Below are 15,112 nucleotides of genomic sequence, written 5' to 3'. Positions count from 1 at the left end.
CGGTTCAAACCAGGGGTTTAAATCGCCCGCGCTTAACATTTACGTCACGGGCTTATATTTACCCGGCAATTTGCGATAAAACCAGTTAACCAATACGTCACTGGCTGGCGTTAATAGCCACCAGCTCAGACCCACTAATACCACCGACATTGAACCGACGGCAACATCGGTAAACCAGTGCGCACCGGCCATGATGCGTGGCAGTGAAAATATCACCACAATAGCCGTGGCAATTAAAAAGCGGCTGAAACCAAAATAACGCCAGATAAAGCAGGCGAAAATGATCAGCATCATACCGTGGTCGCCAGGGAAGCTATCTTTTGAAGCATCTTTTGCGGGAATACCGGTCAGTTCACTGACGCGATGCACGTTTTCGAAGAACAGTGTCGGACTGGAGTGTTTAACCGGCAATAAATGGCCCAGCTGATTGAGAACGACGGCGGTCAGCAGCATGGTGATGCCGATTGCCAGCATCCGGCGCTGCGCCTGTGGCGTTTCGCGCCGCCAGATCGACAGGTAAAGCAGACCCATCGCCAGCAATGACACCGCATCAAAACCACGGTAATTCGTGATAGCGACGATCAGCGCGAACAGCGGATGGGTCACCATCTGGCTATTGAAGCCAAAGAAAATAGATTTATCGACGCCGAACCAGAAGCCATGTTCCGGGGGCAGATACCATGACAGAAATAGCACCACGCCCAGTGCATTAAGCAGCAGGATAGTAATAAGGCGAGTTACGCGCATAGTTAAACTCATTATTATTAAAAATAACCGCCGACAATACCTCTGTCAGCGTAAACGGCACTTCAACAATGCCGATTGTAGACGATTCCAGTCAGCCTGTTGAGAATGAATGAGCTCAATACGGCTATCGGATGGCGGTGAGGGGAGTATTTCACTCTGCAGCTCATTTGCCTGGCGATTGATACGCAGGGCGCCTTCTGTCGTGCGCATCACTCCTTTAACGCGATCTACCGGCGCCTGCCGAACCCATTCCAGCAGCGTGCCGCTGTCGAACAGCGTATCACCATCAAACAGCCAGCCGCAGGCGCTATAACCCTGGCCGTGGTTCAGCGCCCGACGCCAGCGCGCCTCGCCATTCAGTCGCAACGCTGCCAGACCGCTGGTGGGACCCGACGAATGATGGTGCTGCGGCACGGGAAGCTCGCGCGGCTGCCGGGGTGTATCCAGCAGGGAAAGGGGGATCTGACCAAATTCTGTCTCTATCAGAGGGCGCGCAGGCTGCATCTGCTGCTGCCAGTCAGCCAGGCGCTGATGATCCGCCTGATCCCAGCAGTCGCGCTTATTAGCGATAATAAGGTCGGCGGCAGCCAGCTGATCGCGGAAGTTTTCATTGGCAACGATACGAGGATCAGCCAGCTGACGCGCATCCAGCAGCGTTAGTGTGGCATTCAGTTGCAGCCACGACTGATAGACGGGCGCACTCAACATCTCCAGCACCTGACGAGGATGGCCCAGGCCGGTTGGCTCGATCAGCAGCCGATCGGGTTTACTCTTCAGCAGCATATTCAGCCCGACCTGCATCGGCAGGCCATTCACACAGCACAGGCAGCCGCCGGGGATCTCTTTCAGCGTGGCACCGCTATCGGCCAGCAGGGCGCCGTCGATCCCGATCTCGCCAAATTCATTAACCAGCACCGCCCAGTTTTCCCCGGACGGCCTGGCAGCCAGCAGATGGCAGAGCAGCGTGGTTTTGCCGCTGCCCAAAAAACCGGTAATCAGATTAACGCGTGTCATGGGGGTGACTCCTGCCGGGGAATAACGTGATAATGTAATAATATAACACTATCACGATCGGCAGCAGGCTTCTGATTTAGTCTGCGCGGCCCATATAGCGGCGTTCAGCAATGTGGATGCGGATGCGGTCACCGTTGCTGAGGTATTCCGGTACCTGAATCGAGAGGCCTGTACTCATACCGGCGGGTTTGGTGCGAGCGCTGGCAGAAGCACCTTTAATGCCTGGTGAAGTATCCACGATCTCCATATCCACGGTTTGTGGCAGTTCCAGCGCCAGCACCTGACCTTCCATCGTCAGCACGTGAATGCCAGGGATACCGCCTTCAGGGATAAACAGCAGCTCTTCTTCAATCTGCTCCTGTTTAAAGGAGTAGGGGGTATAATCCTCATCATCCATAAAAATATATTCGTCACCATCTATATAAGAGAAGGTCACGCTGCGACGGCTGAGCGAAATTGCATCAATAATCTCGTCGCCTTTAAAGCGCTCTTCCACTTTTAAACCGGTGCGAACATCGGTAAAGCGCATTTTATACAGGGTGGCGGCACCGCGTGCGCTGGGGCTCTGGACATCAATATCTTTAACCAGCAGCAGTTTACCGTTGTGCGTGACGGCCATCCCTTTTTTGATTTCATTGGCTTTTGGCATTGCTGTTCTCGCTATCTTGAAAGTGAAGTGCGCGCAACGTTACTCGCGCCGATGAAAACTGGCAATATCACCGGCGTGAAATTTTGTCTCAGGCCGCGGCTTTCATGGCAATTGCCGCCCCGGACTGCTATTGTCGCCGCGACTTTCTCTGCCTGAGCACAGCATGCAATGCCGTAGCCAGGGCGGTGCCTGTTGTACAGCGCCCTCTATCTTTTCACCGATTTCTGGCATGGGTGACAGTGAACGATTTAAGCAGGAAGTTAAGAGCTGAAGGGTGTGGTGTCGCTCCCTCTGAGGTTCTGTTACTGTCTGTTGTATCCTGAAGGTCGCGTAAGAGGTGTTAATGCAGTGTCGTATTGATTGTGGTGCCTGCTGCATCGCGCCGTCAATCTCCAGCCCCATCCCCGGAATGCCGCAGGGTAAACCCGCGAATGTCCGATGCATTCAGTTATCGGATGAAAATTTGTGCATGATTTTCGGTTCAGATTTAAGGCCGAAAGTATGCGGAAGTCTGCAACCTTCAGTTGATATGTGTCTTACAGACCGTACATCAGCCATGACCTACCTGATTGAGCTTGAAGCCAGCACACGTGCCTGAGAACCCTCCCACCGCTTAGATTTAATCCCGCGTCAGCGGTTAGCTGACCCACTCTTCCAGCTGCAATCCGGGTACCCGTTCAAACTCGCGTGTGTTATTGGTCACCAGAATAGCCCTGGCCGCAATAGCATGCCCGGCAATCGCGGTGTCGTTGGGACCAATGGGCGTTCCGGCAGCAGCCAGCGCCGCTTTGATTTCAGTGGTTGCATCTGCCGCTGCGCGATCCCATGAAAGTACAGCATCAGGACGTGCGCAGAATGCATCCACCAATTGCAAACGTATCTGCTGTAAACCGAAGCGGATACCGCGCCCTGAGGCGCTGACGCTGCTGAAGTTTTTCGGTCCACCCATTCTCACTTTACAGCAGCAGCGTCAGCCTGTTCGCCCGCTAATCCCCTAAACCTGCCCGAAATGTGCGTAACGTCAAAAATCTGCTACGCCGTTTGCGCATTTTCTTGCCTGGTGAAAGCGGCTGTACCACAATCCCTGAAACGTTTCAGCGGTGACTGCGCCACCTGTTTTCCACAGCATGGCGTAAAAACTTTCCCACTGGCTGAAACGATTCAATCTCAGCAAGCGAGGAGAATTATGTTCCAGCTCGAATTGCAGGCCATCCATACCGGAGCCAGCGCCCAGAATAAAGAAGAGGCCATTCGTCAGGTTGCTGCCGCGTTAACCGCGGCGGGCAATGTGACCGAAGGGTACGTCAACGGCATGCTGGCGCGCGAACAGCAGACCTCAACCTTTCTTGGCAACGGCATCGCAATCCCTCATGGCACCACCGATACCCGCGATCTGGTGCTGAAAACCGGCGTTCAGGTTTTCCAGTTTCCGCAGGGCATTGCCTGGGGTGACGATCAGACAGCCTATGTTGCCATCGGGATTGCCGCTAAGTCGGATGAACATCTGGCGCTGCTGCGTCAGCTGACCCATGTGCTGAGCGATGACACCATTGCAGAACAGCTAAAAACCGCCTCTGCTGAAGATCTTCGTGCGTTGCTGATGGGCGAGAAACAAGCCGCTGAATTCAGCTTCGACACCTCATTAATCACGCTCAACGTGGCTGCCAGTGATCTGATCACCTTACAGGCGATGAACGCCGGTCGGCTGCAGTCCGCTGGTGTGGTGGATGCCAGCTACGTCGCAGACGTGGTTTCAACGCCTCCGCTGAATCTGGGTCAGGGCATCTGGCTCAGCGACAGCAGCCTCGGCAACCTGCGCAGCGGCGTGGCTATCAGCCGCGCTGAACATGCCTTCGACCATCAGGGCGAATCGGCTGCGATGTTAATCAGCGTTTCGGCGACCGATGAACGTCCGCTGGAAGTGCTGGGTTACCTCAGCGCATTGCTGCAGCAGGGCAAAGCGGATCGTCTGTTGAAAGCGGATGCTGCAGGCGTTTACGCACTGCTCACCAGCGAAGTCGATGAGCAGGCTGACGTGCTGACGGCTGAATTTACCATTCGCAACGAACACGGCCTGCACGCCCGTCCAGGCACGGCGCTGGTCAGCGTGATCAAGCAGTTCAACAGCGACATCACCGTGACCAATCTCGACGGCAGCGGCAAACCCGCTAATGGCCGCAGCCTGATGAAAGTGGTTGCGCTGGGCGTGAAGAAAGGTCATCGCCTGCGCTTCACCGCCAGCGGTGAAGATGCACAGCAGGCACTGAACGCGATTGAAGAAGCGATCACCAGTGGTCTGGGTGAGGGGGCATCATGAGCAGACGCGTCGCCACCATTACGCTGAATCCGGCGTATGACCTGGTGGGATATACCCCTGAAATTGAACGTGGCGAAGTTAACCTGGTGAAAACCACCGGGCTGCATGCTGCGGGCAAGGGCATCAACGTAGCCAAAGTACTTAAAGATCTGGGTATCGATGTCACCGTCGGTGGCTTCATGGGGAAAGAGAATCAGGACGGTTTCCAGCAGTTGTTCAGTGAGCTGGGCATAGCCAACCGTTTCCATGTCGTGCCTGGCCGTACCCGTATCAACGTTAAACTCACTGAACAGACCGGTGACGTCACCGATCTGAATTTCTCCGGTTTTCAGGTGACGGCGCAGGACTGGGATCGTTTTACTACCGATTCTCTGACCTGGCTGGGCCAGTTCGATATGGTCTGCGTCAGCGGTAGCCTGCCTGAGGGCGTCGACCACGATGCCTTTACCCGCTGGATGACCGAACTTCGCACCCACTGCCCATGCATCATCTTTGACAGCAGCCGCGAGGCGCTGGTGGCAGGACTGAAGGCGGCACCGTGGCTGGTTAAACCTAACCGACGTGAGCTGGAAATCTGGGCCGGTCGCAAACTGCCAACCCTGCAGGATGTGATTGGCGCTGCGCACGAACTGCGCGAGCAGGGCATCGCCCATGTGGTGATTTCGCTGGGCGCAGAAGGCGCTCTGTGGGTCAACGCTTCTGGCGAATGGATCGCTAAACCGCCGGTGTGCGAAGTGGTCAGCACCGTAGGTGCAGGCGACTCAATGGTTGGCGGCCTGATTTATGGCCTGCTGATGCGCGAATCCAGCGAACACACGCTGCGTCTTGCGACTGCCGTGGCGGCGATGGCCGTCAGCCAGAGCAATGTTGGCGTTTCCGATCGTACTCAGTTGGCCGCAATGATGGCGCGCGTCGACTTACAACCCGTTAACTGACAGCAGGAGAGCGATAATGAAAACGCTGCTGATTAAAGACCCTACACTGGGACTGGCTTCCGCATACATGGCGCAACAACGTCTGGCTGCCGCCGCCGCTGCGGCGGGCCTGACCCTGACTGATAATCCTGCCGACGCTGAACTGGTGATTGTGCTGGGTAAAAACGTGCCGGACGATGCGGCGCTGAACGGCAAAGCGGTCTGGCTGGGCGATATCCAGCTGGCAGTACGTGAGCCAGAAACCTTCCTGAACCGCGCGAAAGCAGAAGCGAAAACCTGGCAGGCTCCGGCTGCGGTAGCAACACCTGCAGCAGGCGCACCTGCTGCACCGGCTCAGGCTGGCGCGCAGAAACGCGTCGTCGCGGTGACCGCCTGTCCGACTGGCGTGGCGCACACCTTTATGGCTGCCGAGGCCATTCAGGCTGAAGCGACCCGTCGCGGCTGGTGGGTGAAAGTTGAAACCCGTGGTTCAGTGGGAGCCGGTAACGCGATCACACCGGAAGAAGTCGCTGCCGCCGATCTGGTGATCGTCGCAGCTGATATCGAAGTCGACCTGGCGAAATTTGCCGGTAAGCCGATGTACCGTACCTCAACCGGTCTGGCGCTGAAGAAAACTGCGCAGGAGCTGGATAAAGCGGTAGCAGAAGCGAAGCCGTATAAAGCGGCGGCTGGCGGACAGAGCAATTCCAGTGAAGAAGAGAAGAAAGGCGGAGCAGGGGCTTATCGTCACCTGCTGACCGGTGTTTCTTATATGCTGCCGATGGTGGTCGCAGGTGGTCTGAGCATCGCGCTGTCGTTTGCCTTTGGTATCACGGCGTTTAAAGAGCAGGGCACGCTGGCTGCGGCGCTGATGCAAATTGGTGGTGGCAGCGCCTTTGCCCTGATGGTGCCGGTGCTGGCGGGCTTTATCGCCTTCTCCATCGCTGATCGTCCGGGTCTGACGCCGGGTCTGATTGGCGGTATGATCGCCACCAGCATTAACGCAGGTTTCTTAGGCGGAATTATCGCGGGCTTTATTGCCGGTTATGCGGCGAAGCTGATCAGCGGCAAAGTTAAACTGCCGCAGAGTATGGAAGCGCTGAAACCGATACTGATTATTCCCCTGTTCGCCAGTCTGATCACCGGTCTGCTGATGATCTACGTAGTGGGTAAACCGGTTGCTGGCATCATGAACGGCCTGACGCACTGGCTGGCCAACATGGGAACGGCGAATGCGGTCCTGCTGGGTGCCATTCTGGGCGGCATGATGTGTACCGATATGGGCGGTCCGGTAAACAAAGTGGCTTACGCGTTTGGCGTCGGGTTACTGAGTTCGCAGACCTATGCGCCAATGGCAGCCATTATGGCAGCCGGTATGGTGCCACCGCTGGCGATGGGGCTGGCGACGCTGGTTGCCCGTCGTAAATTCAATAAAGGTCAGCAGGAAGGTGGTAAAGCAGCACTGGTTCTGGGTCTCTGCTTTATCTCTGAAGGCGCGATTCCGTTTGCCGCCCGTGACCCGATGCGCGTTCTGCCTTGCTGTATCGTTGGCGGTGCAACCACCGGCGCGATCTCCATGGCAATTGGCGCAAAACTGATGGCTCCGCACGGTGGACTGTTCGTGCTGCTGATCCCTGGCGCGATTACCCCGGTTATCGGCTATCTGATGGCGATCATCATCGGTACTGCGATTGCGGGTCTGAGCTATGCGGTACTGAAACGTCCGGAAGAGCAGCTGGTGAAAGCCTGATTTGCTGAAGTGCATAATTTGCTGAAGTGAAAATAACAGGGAGCCGGATGGCTCCCTGTTTGCTTTTACAGACGGTTCCCGAAGTCAAAGCGACGGGAGCATACGACTGGAGTAAAGCATCGCGGGCCATGGACAAAAAGCCGGGAGCGTTTTTGAACAACGCAAAGCGTTGGCCCGGCTGCGGGCGCACCTCAGGGATGAGGTGCGTAATCGCCCGCGCTGCGCCTGCCAGGGATGGCGTTTTTTTGCGTCTTTACGGAAGGCGTATGCTCCCTGAGCCAGTGTTCTCTCTAAACGAAAAGGGAGCCATGCCAGCCAGTTAAGCGACAGGTGATAACGCAGTCTGGTGCCGCTCAGGGGCTGGCGGTCCTCGCGCCGCTGCGCGGTTCCTTCACTTCATTCGCCTGCCTGACGGACCGCCGGGGATGGCACATCCTGTGCCGCCCCGCCTTTCGCCCGCGTCCTGCGGGCTCTCCTGGCAGACTCATTCTGTTCAGCGCTTCGGATTGCCTGCTCCTGATCGCCACCGGCCCGCACTGCGGCTCGCTCGCACTGACAAAAAAGCGGCCACGTTTGACCGTGACAGCCTTTACAAATCTAATCTTAACTGACCAGCATTAAGCCAGCTGGCTCCCTTTTCTATCCCTGCTGTTCGGCTTTCAGCCAGGCAATCTCATCTTTCCAGATATCGGGATTAATGGTTTCCAGAATCAACGGGATGCTATCAAACCGCGGATCTTTCATCAGCCAGCTAAACGCTGTTTTGCCGATATTGCCTTCACCCAGGCTGTGATGGCGGTCAACGCGACTGTCGAAGGCGCTTTTGGCATCGTTAAGGTGCATGCCGCGCAGATAGTTAAAGCCGACAATGCGCTCAAATTCGGCGAAGGTCGCTTCGCAATCCGCTTCGGTACGCAGATCATAACCACCGGCAAACGCATGGCAGGTATCAATACAGACGCCGACACGCGATTTATCTTCAACATGCTCAATAATGGTGGCGAGATGCTCGAAGCGGAAACCCAGATTACTGCCCTGACCGGCGGTATTCTCAATGACGGCGGTCACGTTCTGGCTCTGGTCGAGGGCGATATTGATCGACTCCGCAATCCGCTTCAGACAGGCCTCCTCATCAATCTGATGCAGATGGCTGCCAGGATGGAAGTTCAGCAAAGTCAGGCCGAGCTGGTCGGCACGTCGCAGCTCATCAATAAAAGCCGCGCGGGATTTCTCCAGCGCCTCTTCAACCGGATGACCCAGGTTTATCAGGAAACTGTCGTGCGGCAGGATTTGCTGCGGACCGAATTTGTACGTCTCGCAGGCGGCGCGAAAAGCATCAATCACCTCAGTCGAGAGCGGGGCAGCCTTCCACTGACGTTGATTTTTAGTAAAGAGCGCGAAGGCGGTGGCTTCTATTTCATGGGCGCGGATCACTGCCTGATCCACGCCACCTGCCGCACTCACGTGTGCGCCAATATATTTCATGCCTTTCTCCTGGGGCTGTGCACGGATGAAACGGCATGATACCCGATGCCGCTAGCCCATGAAATGTTGCACCAGCAGATTGATTGCACCGCCGCCCGCGATTAACCAGACAAACACCAGCGCACCCAGCAGCAGCGGTTTAACGCCTGCCTCACGCAATGCCCCGAAACGGGTGGTCAATCCCAGCGCCGCCATCGCCATCGCCAGCAGCAGACCCGCCAGCTGATTCAGCGTCGCCACCACCATGGCAGGCAGCAGCTGCAGCGAGTTAAACAGTGCAACACCGATAAACAGCAGGGCGAACCAGGGAAATGTCACAGCCTGGCGCGCGTTGCTCCCTTGACGTTTACCGCGTATCACGGCGCTCAGGCAGAGCAGAAAGGGAGCCAGCATCATTACCCGCAGCATTTTGGCAATGACCGCGCTGTTCTCGGCTTCCGGGCTGATGCTGTGTCCGGCGGCCACCACCTGCGCCACTTCATGGATGGTTGAGCCGCTAAAAATCCCGAACTGTGCCGCACTGAGATCCGGGAACAGCTCATGCGCCAGCGGCCACAGCAGCGGATAGATAAAGATCGCCAGCGTGCCGAACAGCACCACAGTCGCGATAGCCACCGCAACTTTCGACGGCGCGGCTTTCACCACCGGCTCGGTCGCCAGTACAGCCGCAGCACCGCAGATACTGCTGCCCGCACCTATTAGCCAGACGGTATCGCGATCCAGCTTCAGCAGCCGCATGCCCAGCAGGCAGGTTATCAGGAAGGTACTGGTCAGGGTCAGCGCATCAATCAGGATGCCGCTGAAACCGACGTCAGCAATTTGTTGTAAAGTAATGCGAAAGCCAAACAGGATGATCCCCAGCCGCAGCAGTTTCTGCTTAGCCAGCAGCACGCCGTTGTCGCAGCGTGACGCCAGCGGCGAATAGATGCTGTTACCGACCAGGATGCCCAGCATAATCGCCAGAGTCAGTGAACCCAGCCCCAGCGCGGCAATCATCGGTTGCTGCGCCAGCCAGCTGGCTGCCCCGGCAATCACGGCGGTCAGCAGCAGACCCGGGATCCAGAGCGGAACGGGATGATGCGGTTTAGCGATGCTCAGTTCAGTCATGGTGGTCACTCCTCCTGGTTGAGACCCGATCATGACGGCGACTGGCTTAAAAGTGAAATTGATAATATATTTATAATTAACCAGAATAAACGATAAGGCAGCAATCATGATAGTTTCGCGTCTGCGCCGCTGGGCGACGCTGATCAAAAGAGATGTGTTTGTGCTGGGGTTTGCTTTCCGCGATCCCCGCACACCCTGGTGGAACAAGCTGGGGATGCTGGGGCTGGTCGCCTATGGCATCAGCCCGATCGATCTCATTCCTGATGTGATCCCCTTTGTCGGTCTGCTGGATGACGCGGTGATTATCCCGACGGGCGTCATGGTGCTGCTGCGTTTACTGCCGCGAGAGGTGCGCATCAGCAGCAGCGAGCGGGCGCAGTCTCAACGTTCGCGTGGCAAAAAGATTGCAGGCTGGCTGGTGGCGATAGGGCTGATCTGGCTGGCATTAATCATTTACCTGGTCAGGCAGTCACTGAGTTAAGAGGCAACGATGCACATTACGCTGCGGCAAATTGAAGTTTTCACCGAAGTGCTTAAGAGCGGTTCCACCACTCAGGCTTCGCAACTGCTGGCGCTGTCGCAGTCGGCGGTGAGTGCAGCGCTGGCCGATCTGGAGAGTCAGCTCGGCGTGCAACTGTTTGACCGGGTCGGCAAACGGCTGGTGCTGAATGAGCATGGACGGCTGCTCTATCCCCGTGCAGTAGGGCTGCTGGAGCAGGCGGGCGAAATCGAGCAGCTGTTTAAAGAGGATAACGGCGCGATCCGCATTTTTGCCAGTAGCACCATAGGGAACTATCTGCTGCCAGGCATGATGGCCGCTTATCGTCGCGATTTTCCCCGCCTGCCGCTGGAGCTGAGTGTCGGCAACAGTCAGGATGTGATTCAGGCGGTTTCCGATTTCCGCGTCGATGTCGGATTGATTGAAGGGCCGTGCCATATGACCGAGCTGGTCAGTGAACCCTGGCTCGAAGATGAGCTGGTGGTGTTTGCCGCGCCAGATGCGGCGATTCTGCAACAGCCGGTGACGCTGCAAACCCTGGCTGACGCCCCGTGGATCCTGCGCGAACGCGGCTCCGGCACCCGTGAAATTGTCGATTATCTGCTGCTGTCGCATCTGCCGAGTTTTCAGCTGGGCATGGAGCTGGGCAATTCCGAGGCGATTAAACATGCGGTGCGGCACGGCATGGGCATCAGCTGTCTTTCGCGCCGGGTGATTGCCGATCTGCTGGAGGCGGGCACGCTGGTTGAACTGACGATTCCGCTGCCGCGTCTTATCCGCACGCTCTATCGCATCCATCACCGGCAGAAGCATATTTCCAAAGCACTGACGCGGTTTTTTTCCTATTGTCGCGAGTAATTACTAATAATTCCGGCGCGATCATGAAGTTAACTAATAACAGGTTGGCATTCGCTATACAGAGGCGATCTGGCTGCTACAATCGCGCCTCATTTTTACCCAGCGTAGCGTTAACACATGCATAATGACTCAAATACAACACAACAACCTGCATTACGACGTGCGTTAAAAGCCCGTCACCTGACGATGATCGCCATCGGCGGCTCCATTGGTACCGGCCTGTTTGTCGCCTCCGGTGCCACCATCGCTCAGGCTGGCCCCGGCGGAGCACTGCTCTCCTATATCCTCATCGGCCTGATGGTCTACTTCCTGATGACCAGCCTCGGCGAACTGGCTGCGTTCATGCCGGTATCGGGTTCCTTCGCCACCTACGGCGCAAAATATGTCGAAGAGGGCTTTGGTTTCGCACTCGGCTGGAACTACTGGTACAACTGGGCGGTGACCATCGCGGTTGACCTGGTGGCGTCCCAGTTGGTGATGAACTACTGGTTCCCCGACACGCCTGGCTGGATCTGGAGCGCGCTGTTCCTGGGGCTGATGTTCCTGCTCAACTACATTTCGGTCAAAGGCTTTGGCGAGGCGGAATACTGGTTCTCGCTGATTAAAGTGGCCACCGTGATTATCTTTATCATCGTTGGCGTGCTGATGATCACCGGCATTATGCGCGGTGCTGAACATGCGGGCTGGCAGAACTGGCAGGTGGGCGACGCGCCGTTTGCGGGCGGCTTTGCGGCGATGATTGGGGTGGCGATGATTGTGGGATTCTCCTTCCAGGGCACCGAACTGATCGGTATCGCGGCGGGCGAATCTGAAGATCCGGCGAAAAATATTCCGCGCGCTGTGCGGCAGATTTTCTGGCGTATCCTGCTGTTCTATGTGTTCGCTATCCTGATTATCAGCCTGATCCTGCCATACACCGATCCGCAGTTGCTGCACAATGATATCGACGATATCAGCGTCAGCCCGTTCACCCTGGTGTTCCAGAATGCCGGTCTGCTCTCTGCCGCCGCCGTCATGAATGCGGTGATCCTGACGGCTGTGCTGTCAGCGGGTAACTCCGGGATGTATGCGTCAACGCGTATGCTTTATAACCTGGCCAGCGAAGGTAAAGCGCCACGGATTTTCGCGAAGCTCTCTAAAGGCGGCGTTCCGCGTAATGCCCTGTGGGCCACCACCGTGGTGGCCGGACTGTGCTTCCTGACCTCAAAATTTGGTAATCAGGAAGTCTATCTGTGGCTGCTGAATACTTCAGGCATGACCGGGTTTATCGCCTGGCTGGGTATTGCCATCAGTCACTATCGCTTTCGTCGGGGCTATGTCGCCCAGGGACGTGACCTGAACGATCTGCCTTACCGTTCCGGCTTCTTCCCGCTGGGTCCGATTTTCGCCTTTGTGCTCTGCCTGATCATCACGCTGGGTCAGAACTACCAGGCATTCCTCAACGACAGCATCGACTGGTACGGCGTGGCGGCAACCTACATCGGCATTCCGCTGTTCCTGATTATCTGGTTCGGCTACAAGCTGACGCGCGGCAGCCGTTTCGTGAAGTACAGCGAAATGGAGTTTCCGGTTCACAAAGATTAACTCTGCGTAATCGCCCGCACAAAACCCGCCAGGGATGGCGGGTTTTGCGTCTTTGCGAAAGGCGCAGGCTCCCTGAGCCATTCTCCTGCCTGCAACACCGTTTTTTACTGTTTTTTCACGTCTCGCTTATGTTCTCGAATTGATAATTATTATCACCTGCACTATTGTGGCTGCGTTTTCTGACGTGATAGCCACACAGGGTTCAAACATGACTACCGAAACTTCGCTGCTGGCGGGGGAAGAGACGCTTCACCACACCATGCAGAACTATCATCAGGTGCTGCGCCGCCGCTTAATCTGGATTGGCGTGCTGCTGCTGGCGATACTCGCCTCGCTGATCCTCGACTTCACGCTGGGTCCGGCGGGACTCTCACTTGAAACGCTGTGGAATACGCTGCTCAGCCCCGAGAGCGTCGATGCCGGCACGCGCGTCATTGTCTGGGACATTCGTCTGCCCTATGCGCTGATGGCGCTGGTAGTGGGCCTGTCGCTGGGGCTGGCGGGCGCAGAAATGCAGACCATCCTGAATAACCCGCTGGCCAGTCCGTTTACCCTCGGTGTCTCATCGGCGGCGGCGTTTGGTGCCGCGCTGGCCATCATCCTCGGCGTGGGTATTCCCGGCATTCCCGATCAGTGGTTAATTTCTGCCAACGCCTTTGTCTTTGCTCTGTTTGCCGCGCTGATGCTGGATGCCGTGACCCGCTGGACTCAGGTCTCTTCGGCGGGCGTGGTGCTGTTCGGTATCGCGCTGGTCTTCACCTTTAACGCTCTGGTATCCATGATGCAGTTCATCGCCAGCGAAGATACCCTGCAGGGCCTGGTGTTCTGGACCATGGGCAGCCTGGCGCGCGCCTCCTGGGAAAAGCTGGGCGTGCTGAGCGTGGCGCTGGCCATTCTGGTACCGTTTTCAATGATGAGCAGCTGGAAGCTGACGGCGCTGCGTCTGGGCGAAGACCGCGCGGTAAGCTTTGGCATTGATGTGCGTCGTCTGCGCCTGACTACGTTACTGCGCATCAGTATCCTCTCTGCCCTGGCGGTCGCGTTTGTCGGCCCGATCGGTTTCATTGGGCTGGTCGCACCCCATATCGCCCGCATGATGTTTGGTGAAGATCACCGTTTCTATCTGCCCGCCAGTGCGCTGGTCGGCGCGCTGGTGCTGTCGCTGGCGTCGGTCGCCTCGAAAAACCTGCTCCCCGGTGTAATCATCCCGGTTGGCATTGTCACCTCACTGATTGGCGTGCCGTTCTTCCTGAGTATTATTCTGCGTCATCGGGGGACGGTATGATGGAACAGGGTCTGACGTTACGCGGCTTCAGTGCCGGGTACCCAAAAAATAAAGTCATTGATAATCTTAATATCGCGCCGCTGCCGCGCGGCGAGATCACCGTGCTGCTGGGGCCGAATGGCTGTGGTAAATCGACGCTGCTGCGTTCACTGGCCGGGCTGAACAAAGGCCAGGGCGAGATGTGGCTCAACGGTGAGGATCTCATGACCCAGCCGTTTGCCCGGCGTGCGAAGAACGTGGTTTATCTGCCGCAGTCGCTGCCTGCGGGCGTGCATCTGCATGTGCTGGAGTCGATCATCGTGGCGCAGCGTGCCTCCGGTGGTCTGCACAGCGCCAGCAGCGAAGCGGAAATCATGCATCTGCTGGAGCAGCTGGGCATTGCCCATCTGGCGATGCGATATCTCGATCAGCTCTCCGGCGGACAGAAGCAGCTGGTCGGGCTGGCGCAGTCACTGATCCGTCGCCCTAAGCTGCTGCTGCTGGATGAACCGCTGAGCGCGCTGGATCTCAACTACCAGTTTCACGTGATGGATCTGGTGCGGCGCGAAACCGCTCAGCGTAACATCGTGACGGTGGTAGTGGTGCATGACATCAATATTGCACTGCGTCATGCGCAACATGCGCTGATGCTGAAGCAGGGCGCGCTGGTGGCGGAAGGGCAGCCGGATAAGGTGATCACGCCTGCCACTCTGGCAAAGGTGTATGGCGTCGATGGTCGTATCGAACACTGCTCGCGTGGTATCCCGCAGGTGATGATCGACGGGCTGACCGGCCCGGCACTGGTCTGATATTGAGGAGGCGTCCGGTAGGGCGCTGAGCATCACTGTTCTGAGAAAGGAATTTTTACAGGGCAGGCTGGCAGGACGCTGGCTCTGTGACAGAGCGTTAGCCAGCAGAGCAGGC

The 15,112-nt window shown here is 56.9% G+C and carries 14 protein-coding genes and 1 pseudogene; 9 read left to right on the top strand and 6 right to left on the bottom strand.

Translation table 11 applies throughout. The annotated features are described in order from the left end of the window. Nucleotides 1-39: 39 nt before the first annotated feature. From HFD94_RS13805 to yeiP, 3 genes are all read right to left on the bottom strand, one after another. A complete protein-coding gene (locus HFD94_RS13805; protein WP_010671014.1) occupies nt 40-747 on the bottom strand; it encodes a phosphatase PAP2 family protein in 708 nt (235 codons plus the stop codon). A gap of 45 nt (nt 748-792) precedes the next feature. Beyond that, nucleotides 793-1,761 (bottom strand): GTP-binding protein, encoded by a 969-nt coding sequence (locus HFD94_RS13800; RefSeq protein WP_167433215.1) that lies wholly within the window; start codon nt 1,759-1,761, stop codon nt 793-795. Between the two features lie 76 nt (nt 1,762-1,837). Further along, on the bottom strand, nt 1,838-2,410 hold the full coding sequence (gene yeiP / locus HFD94_RS13795) for an elongation factor P-like protein YeiP (protein ID WP_003854146.1): 573 nt from the start codon (nt 2,408-2,410) through the stop codon (nt 1,838-1,840). A 343-nt stretch (nt 2,411-2,753) separates the two neighbouring features. On the opposite strand from yeiP, the gene HFD94_RS13790 reads away from it, so the two are divergent. Then, nucleotides 2,754-3,008 carry a YkgJ family cysteine cluster protein gene (locus HFD94_RS13790; protein ID WP_031292689.1) on the top strand — a complete coding sequence of 85 codons (255 nt, stop codon included), beginning with the start codon at nt 2,754-2,756 and terminating at the stop codon, nt 3,006-3,008. A 39-nt stretch (nt 3,009-3,047) separates the two neighbouring features. Here the strand turns inward: HFD94_RS13790 and HFD94_RS13785 are convergent. Then, a pseudogene (locus tag HFD94_RS13785) lies at nt 3,048-3,284 on the bottom strand (PIN domain-containing protein); the annotation flags it as partial. Between the two features lie 312 nt (nt 3,285-3,596). On the opposite strand from HFD94_RS13785, the gene fruB reads away from it, so the two are divergent. Genes fruB through fruA form a run of 3 tightly spaced genes read left to right on the top strand, consistent with a single transcriptional unit; the run spans nt 3,597 to nt 7,391 of the window. Continuing rightward, nucleotides 3,597-4,727, top strand: a complete 1,131-nt coding sequence (gene fruB / locus HFD94_RS13780; protein WP_010248303.1) for a fused PTS fructose transporter subunit IIA/HPr protein — start codon at nt 3,597-3,599, stop codon at nt 4,725-4,727. Beyond that, nucleotides 4,724-5,662 (top strand): 1-phosphofructokinase, encoded by a 939-nt coding sequence (fruK, locus tag HFD94_RS13775; RefSeq protein WP_010248301.1) that lies wholly within the window; start codon nt 4,724-4,726, stop codon nt 5,660-5,662. The genes fruB and fruK overlap by 4 nt, the downstream gene beginning before the upstream one ends. 16 nt (nt 5,663-5,678) lie before the next feature. Beyond that, entirely contained in the window at nt 5,679-7,391 is a 1,713-nt protein-coding gene (fruA, locus tag HFD94_RS13770) for a PTS fructose transporter subunit IIBC (RefSeq protein WP_062758575.1), read from the top strand. Between the two features lie 639 nt (nt 7,392-8,030). Here the strand turns inward: fruA and nfo are convergent. Together nfo and HFD94_RS13760 are read right to left on the bottom strand one after the other, a co-directional pair. Beyond that, on the bottom strand, nt 8,031-8,876 hold the full coding sequence (nfo, locus tag HFD94_RS13765) for a deoxyribonuclease IV (RefSeq protein ID WP_167433214.1): 846 nt from the start codon (nt 8,874-8,876) through the stop codon (nt 8,031-8,033). A 51-nt stretch (nt 8,877-8,927) separates the two neighbouring features. Beyond that, nucleotides 8,928-9,983 carry a YeiH family protein gene (locus tag HFD94_RS13760; RefSeq protein WP_061902087.1) on the bottom strand — a complete coding sequence of 352 codons (1,056 nt, stop codon included), beginning with the start codon at nt 9,981-9,983 and terminating at the stop codon, nt 8,928-8,930. Nucleotides 9,984-10,089: 106 nt separating this feature from the next. Here HFD94_RS13760 and HFD94_RS13755 point away from each other — a divergent pair, with 106 nt between their 5' ends. From HFD94_RS13755 to HFD94_RS13735, 5 genes are all read left to right on the top strand, one after another. After that, entirely contained in the window at nt 10,090-10,464 is a 375-nt protein-coding gene (locus HFD94_RS13755; RefSeq protein ID WP_031592072.1) for a YkvA family protein, read from the top strand. 9 nt (nt 10,465-10,473) lie between these two features. Then, nucleotides 10,474-11,340: a DNA-binding transcriptional regulator YeiE gene (gene yieE, locus HFD94_RS13750; RefSeq protein ID WP_010248285.1), complete on the top strand. Its 867-nt coding sequence runs from the start codon at nt 10,474-10,476 to the stop codon at nt 11,338-11,340. Between the two features lie 117 nt (nt 11,341-11,457). Further along, nucleotides 11,458-12,924, top strand: coding sequence for an amino acid permease (locus HFD94_RS13745; protein WP_022625044.1), 1,467 nt, complete (start codon nt 11,458-11,460; stop codon nt 12,922-12,924). 208 nt (nt 12,925-13,132) lie between these two features. Then, nucleotides 13,133-14,209 (top strand): iron ABC transporter permease, encoded by a 1,077-nt coding sequence (locus HFD94_RS13740; RefSeq protein ID WP_010248280.1) that lies wholly within the window; start codon nt 13,133-13,135, stop codon nt 14,207-14,209. After that, entirely contained in the window at nt 14,209-14,997 is a 789-nt protein-coding gene (locus HFD94_RS13735; protein WP_167433251.1) for an ABC transporter ATP-binding protein, read from the top strand. The genes HFD94_RS13740 and HFD94_RS13735 overlap by 1 nt, the downstream gene beginning before the upstream one ends. Nucleotides 14,998-15,112: the final 115 nt, after the last annotated feature.

The sequence above is a fragment of the Pantoea sp. EKM20T genome, from assembly GCF_011800485.1.
In the GTDB taxonomy this organism is placed as follows: domain Bacteria; phylum Pseudomonadota; class Gammaproteobacteria; order Enterobacterales; family Enterobacteriaceae; genus Pantoea; species Pantoea agglomerans.
This window is presented reverse-complemented; position numbering and strand designations above follow the sequence as displayed.

Coding starts and splice junctions, on each gene's coding strand:
- HFD94_RS13805 (WP_010671014.1), bottom strand. CDS start 747: ATGCGCGTAACTCGCCTTATTACTATCCTGCTGCTTAATGCACTGGGC.
- HFD94_RS13800 (WP_167433215.1), bottom strand. CDS start 1,761: ATGACACGCGTTAATCTGATTACCGGTTTTTTGGGCAGCGGCAAAACC.
- yeiP (WP_003854146.1), bottom strand. CDS start 2,410: ATGCCAAAAGCCAATGAAATCAAAAAAGGGATGGCCGTCACGCACAAC.
- HFD94_RS13790 (WP_031292689.1), top strand. CDS start 2,754: ATGCAGTGTCGTATTGATTGTGGTGCCTGCTGCATCGCGCCGTCAATC.
- fruB (WP_010248303.1), top strand. CDS start 3,597: ATGTTCCAGCTCGAATTGCAGGCCATCCATACCGGAGCCAGCGCCCAG.
- fruK (WP_010248301.1), top strand. CDS start 4,724: ATGAGCAGACGCGTCGCCACCATTACGCTGAATCCGGCGTATGACCTG.
- fruA (WP_062758575.1), top strand. CDS start 5,679: ATGAAAACGCTGCTGATTAAAGACCCTACACTGGGACTGGCTTCCGCA.
- nfo (WP_167433214.1), bottom strand. CDS start 8,876: ATGAAATATATTGGCGCACACGTGAGTGCGGCAGGTGGCGTGGATCAG.
- HFD94_RS13760 (WP_061902087.1), bottom strand. CDS start 9,983: ATGACTGAACTGAGCATCGCTAAACCGCATCATCCCGTTCCGCTCTGG.
- HFD94_RS13755 (WP_031592072.1), top strand. CDS start 10,090: ATGATAGTTTCGCGTCTGCGCCGCTGGGCGACGCTGATCAAAAGAGAT.
- yieE (WP_010248285.1), top strand. CDS start 10,474: ATGCACATTACGCTGCGGCAAATTGAAGTTTTCACCGAAGTGCTTAAG.
- HFD94_RS13745 (WP_022625044.1), top strand. CDS start 11,458: ATGCATAATGACTCAAATACAACACAACAACCTGCATTACGACGTGCG.
- HFD94_RS13740 (WP_010248280.1), top strand. CDS start 13,133: ATGACTACCGAAACTTCGCTGCTGGCGGGGGAAGAGACGCTTCACCAC.
- HFD94_RS13735 (WP_167433251.1), top strand. CDS start 14,209: ATGGAACAGGGTCTGACGTTACGCGGCTTCAGTGCCGGGTACCCAAAA.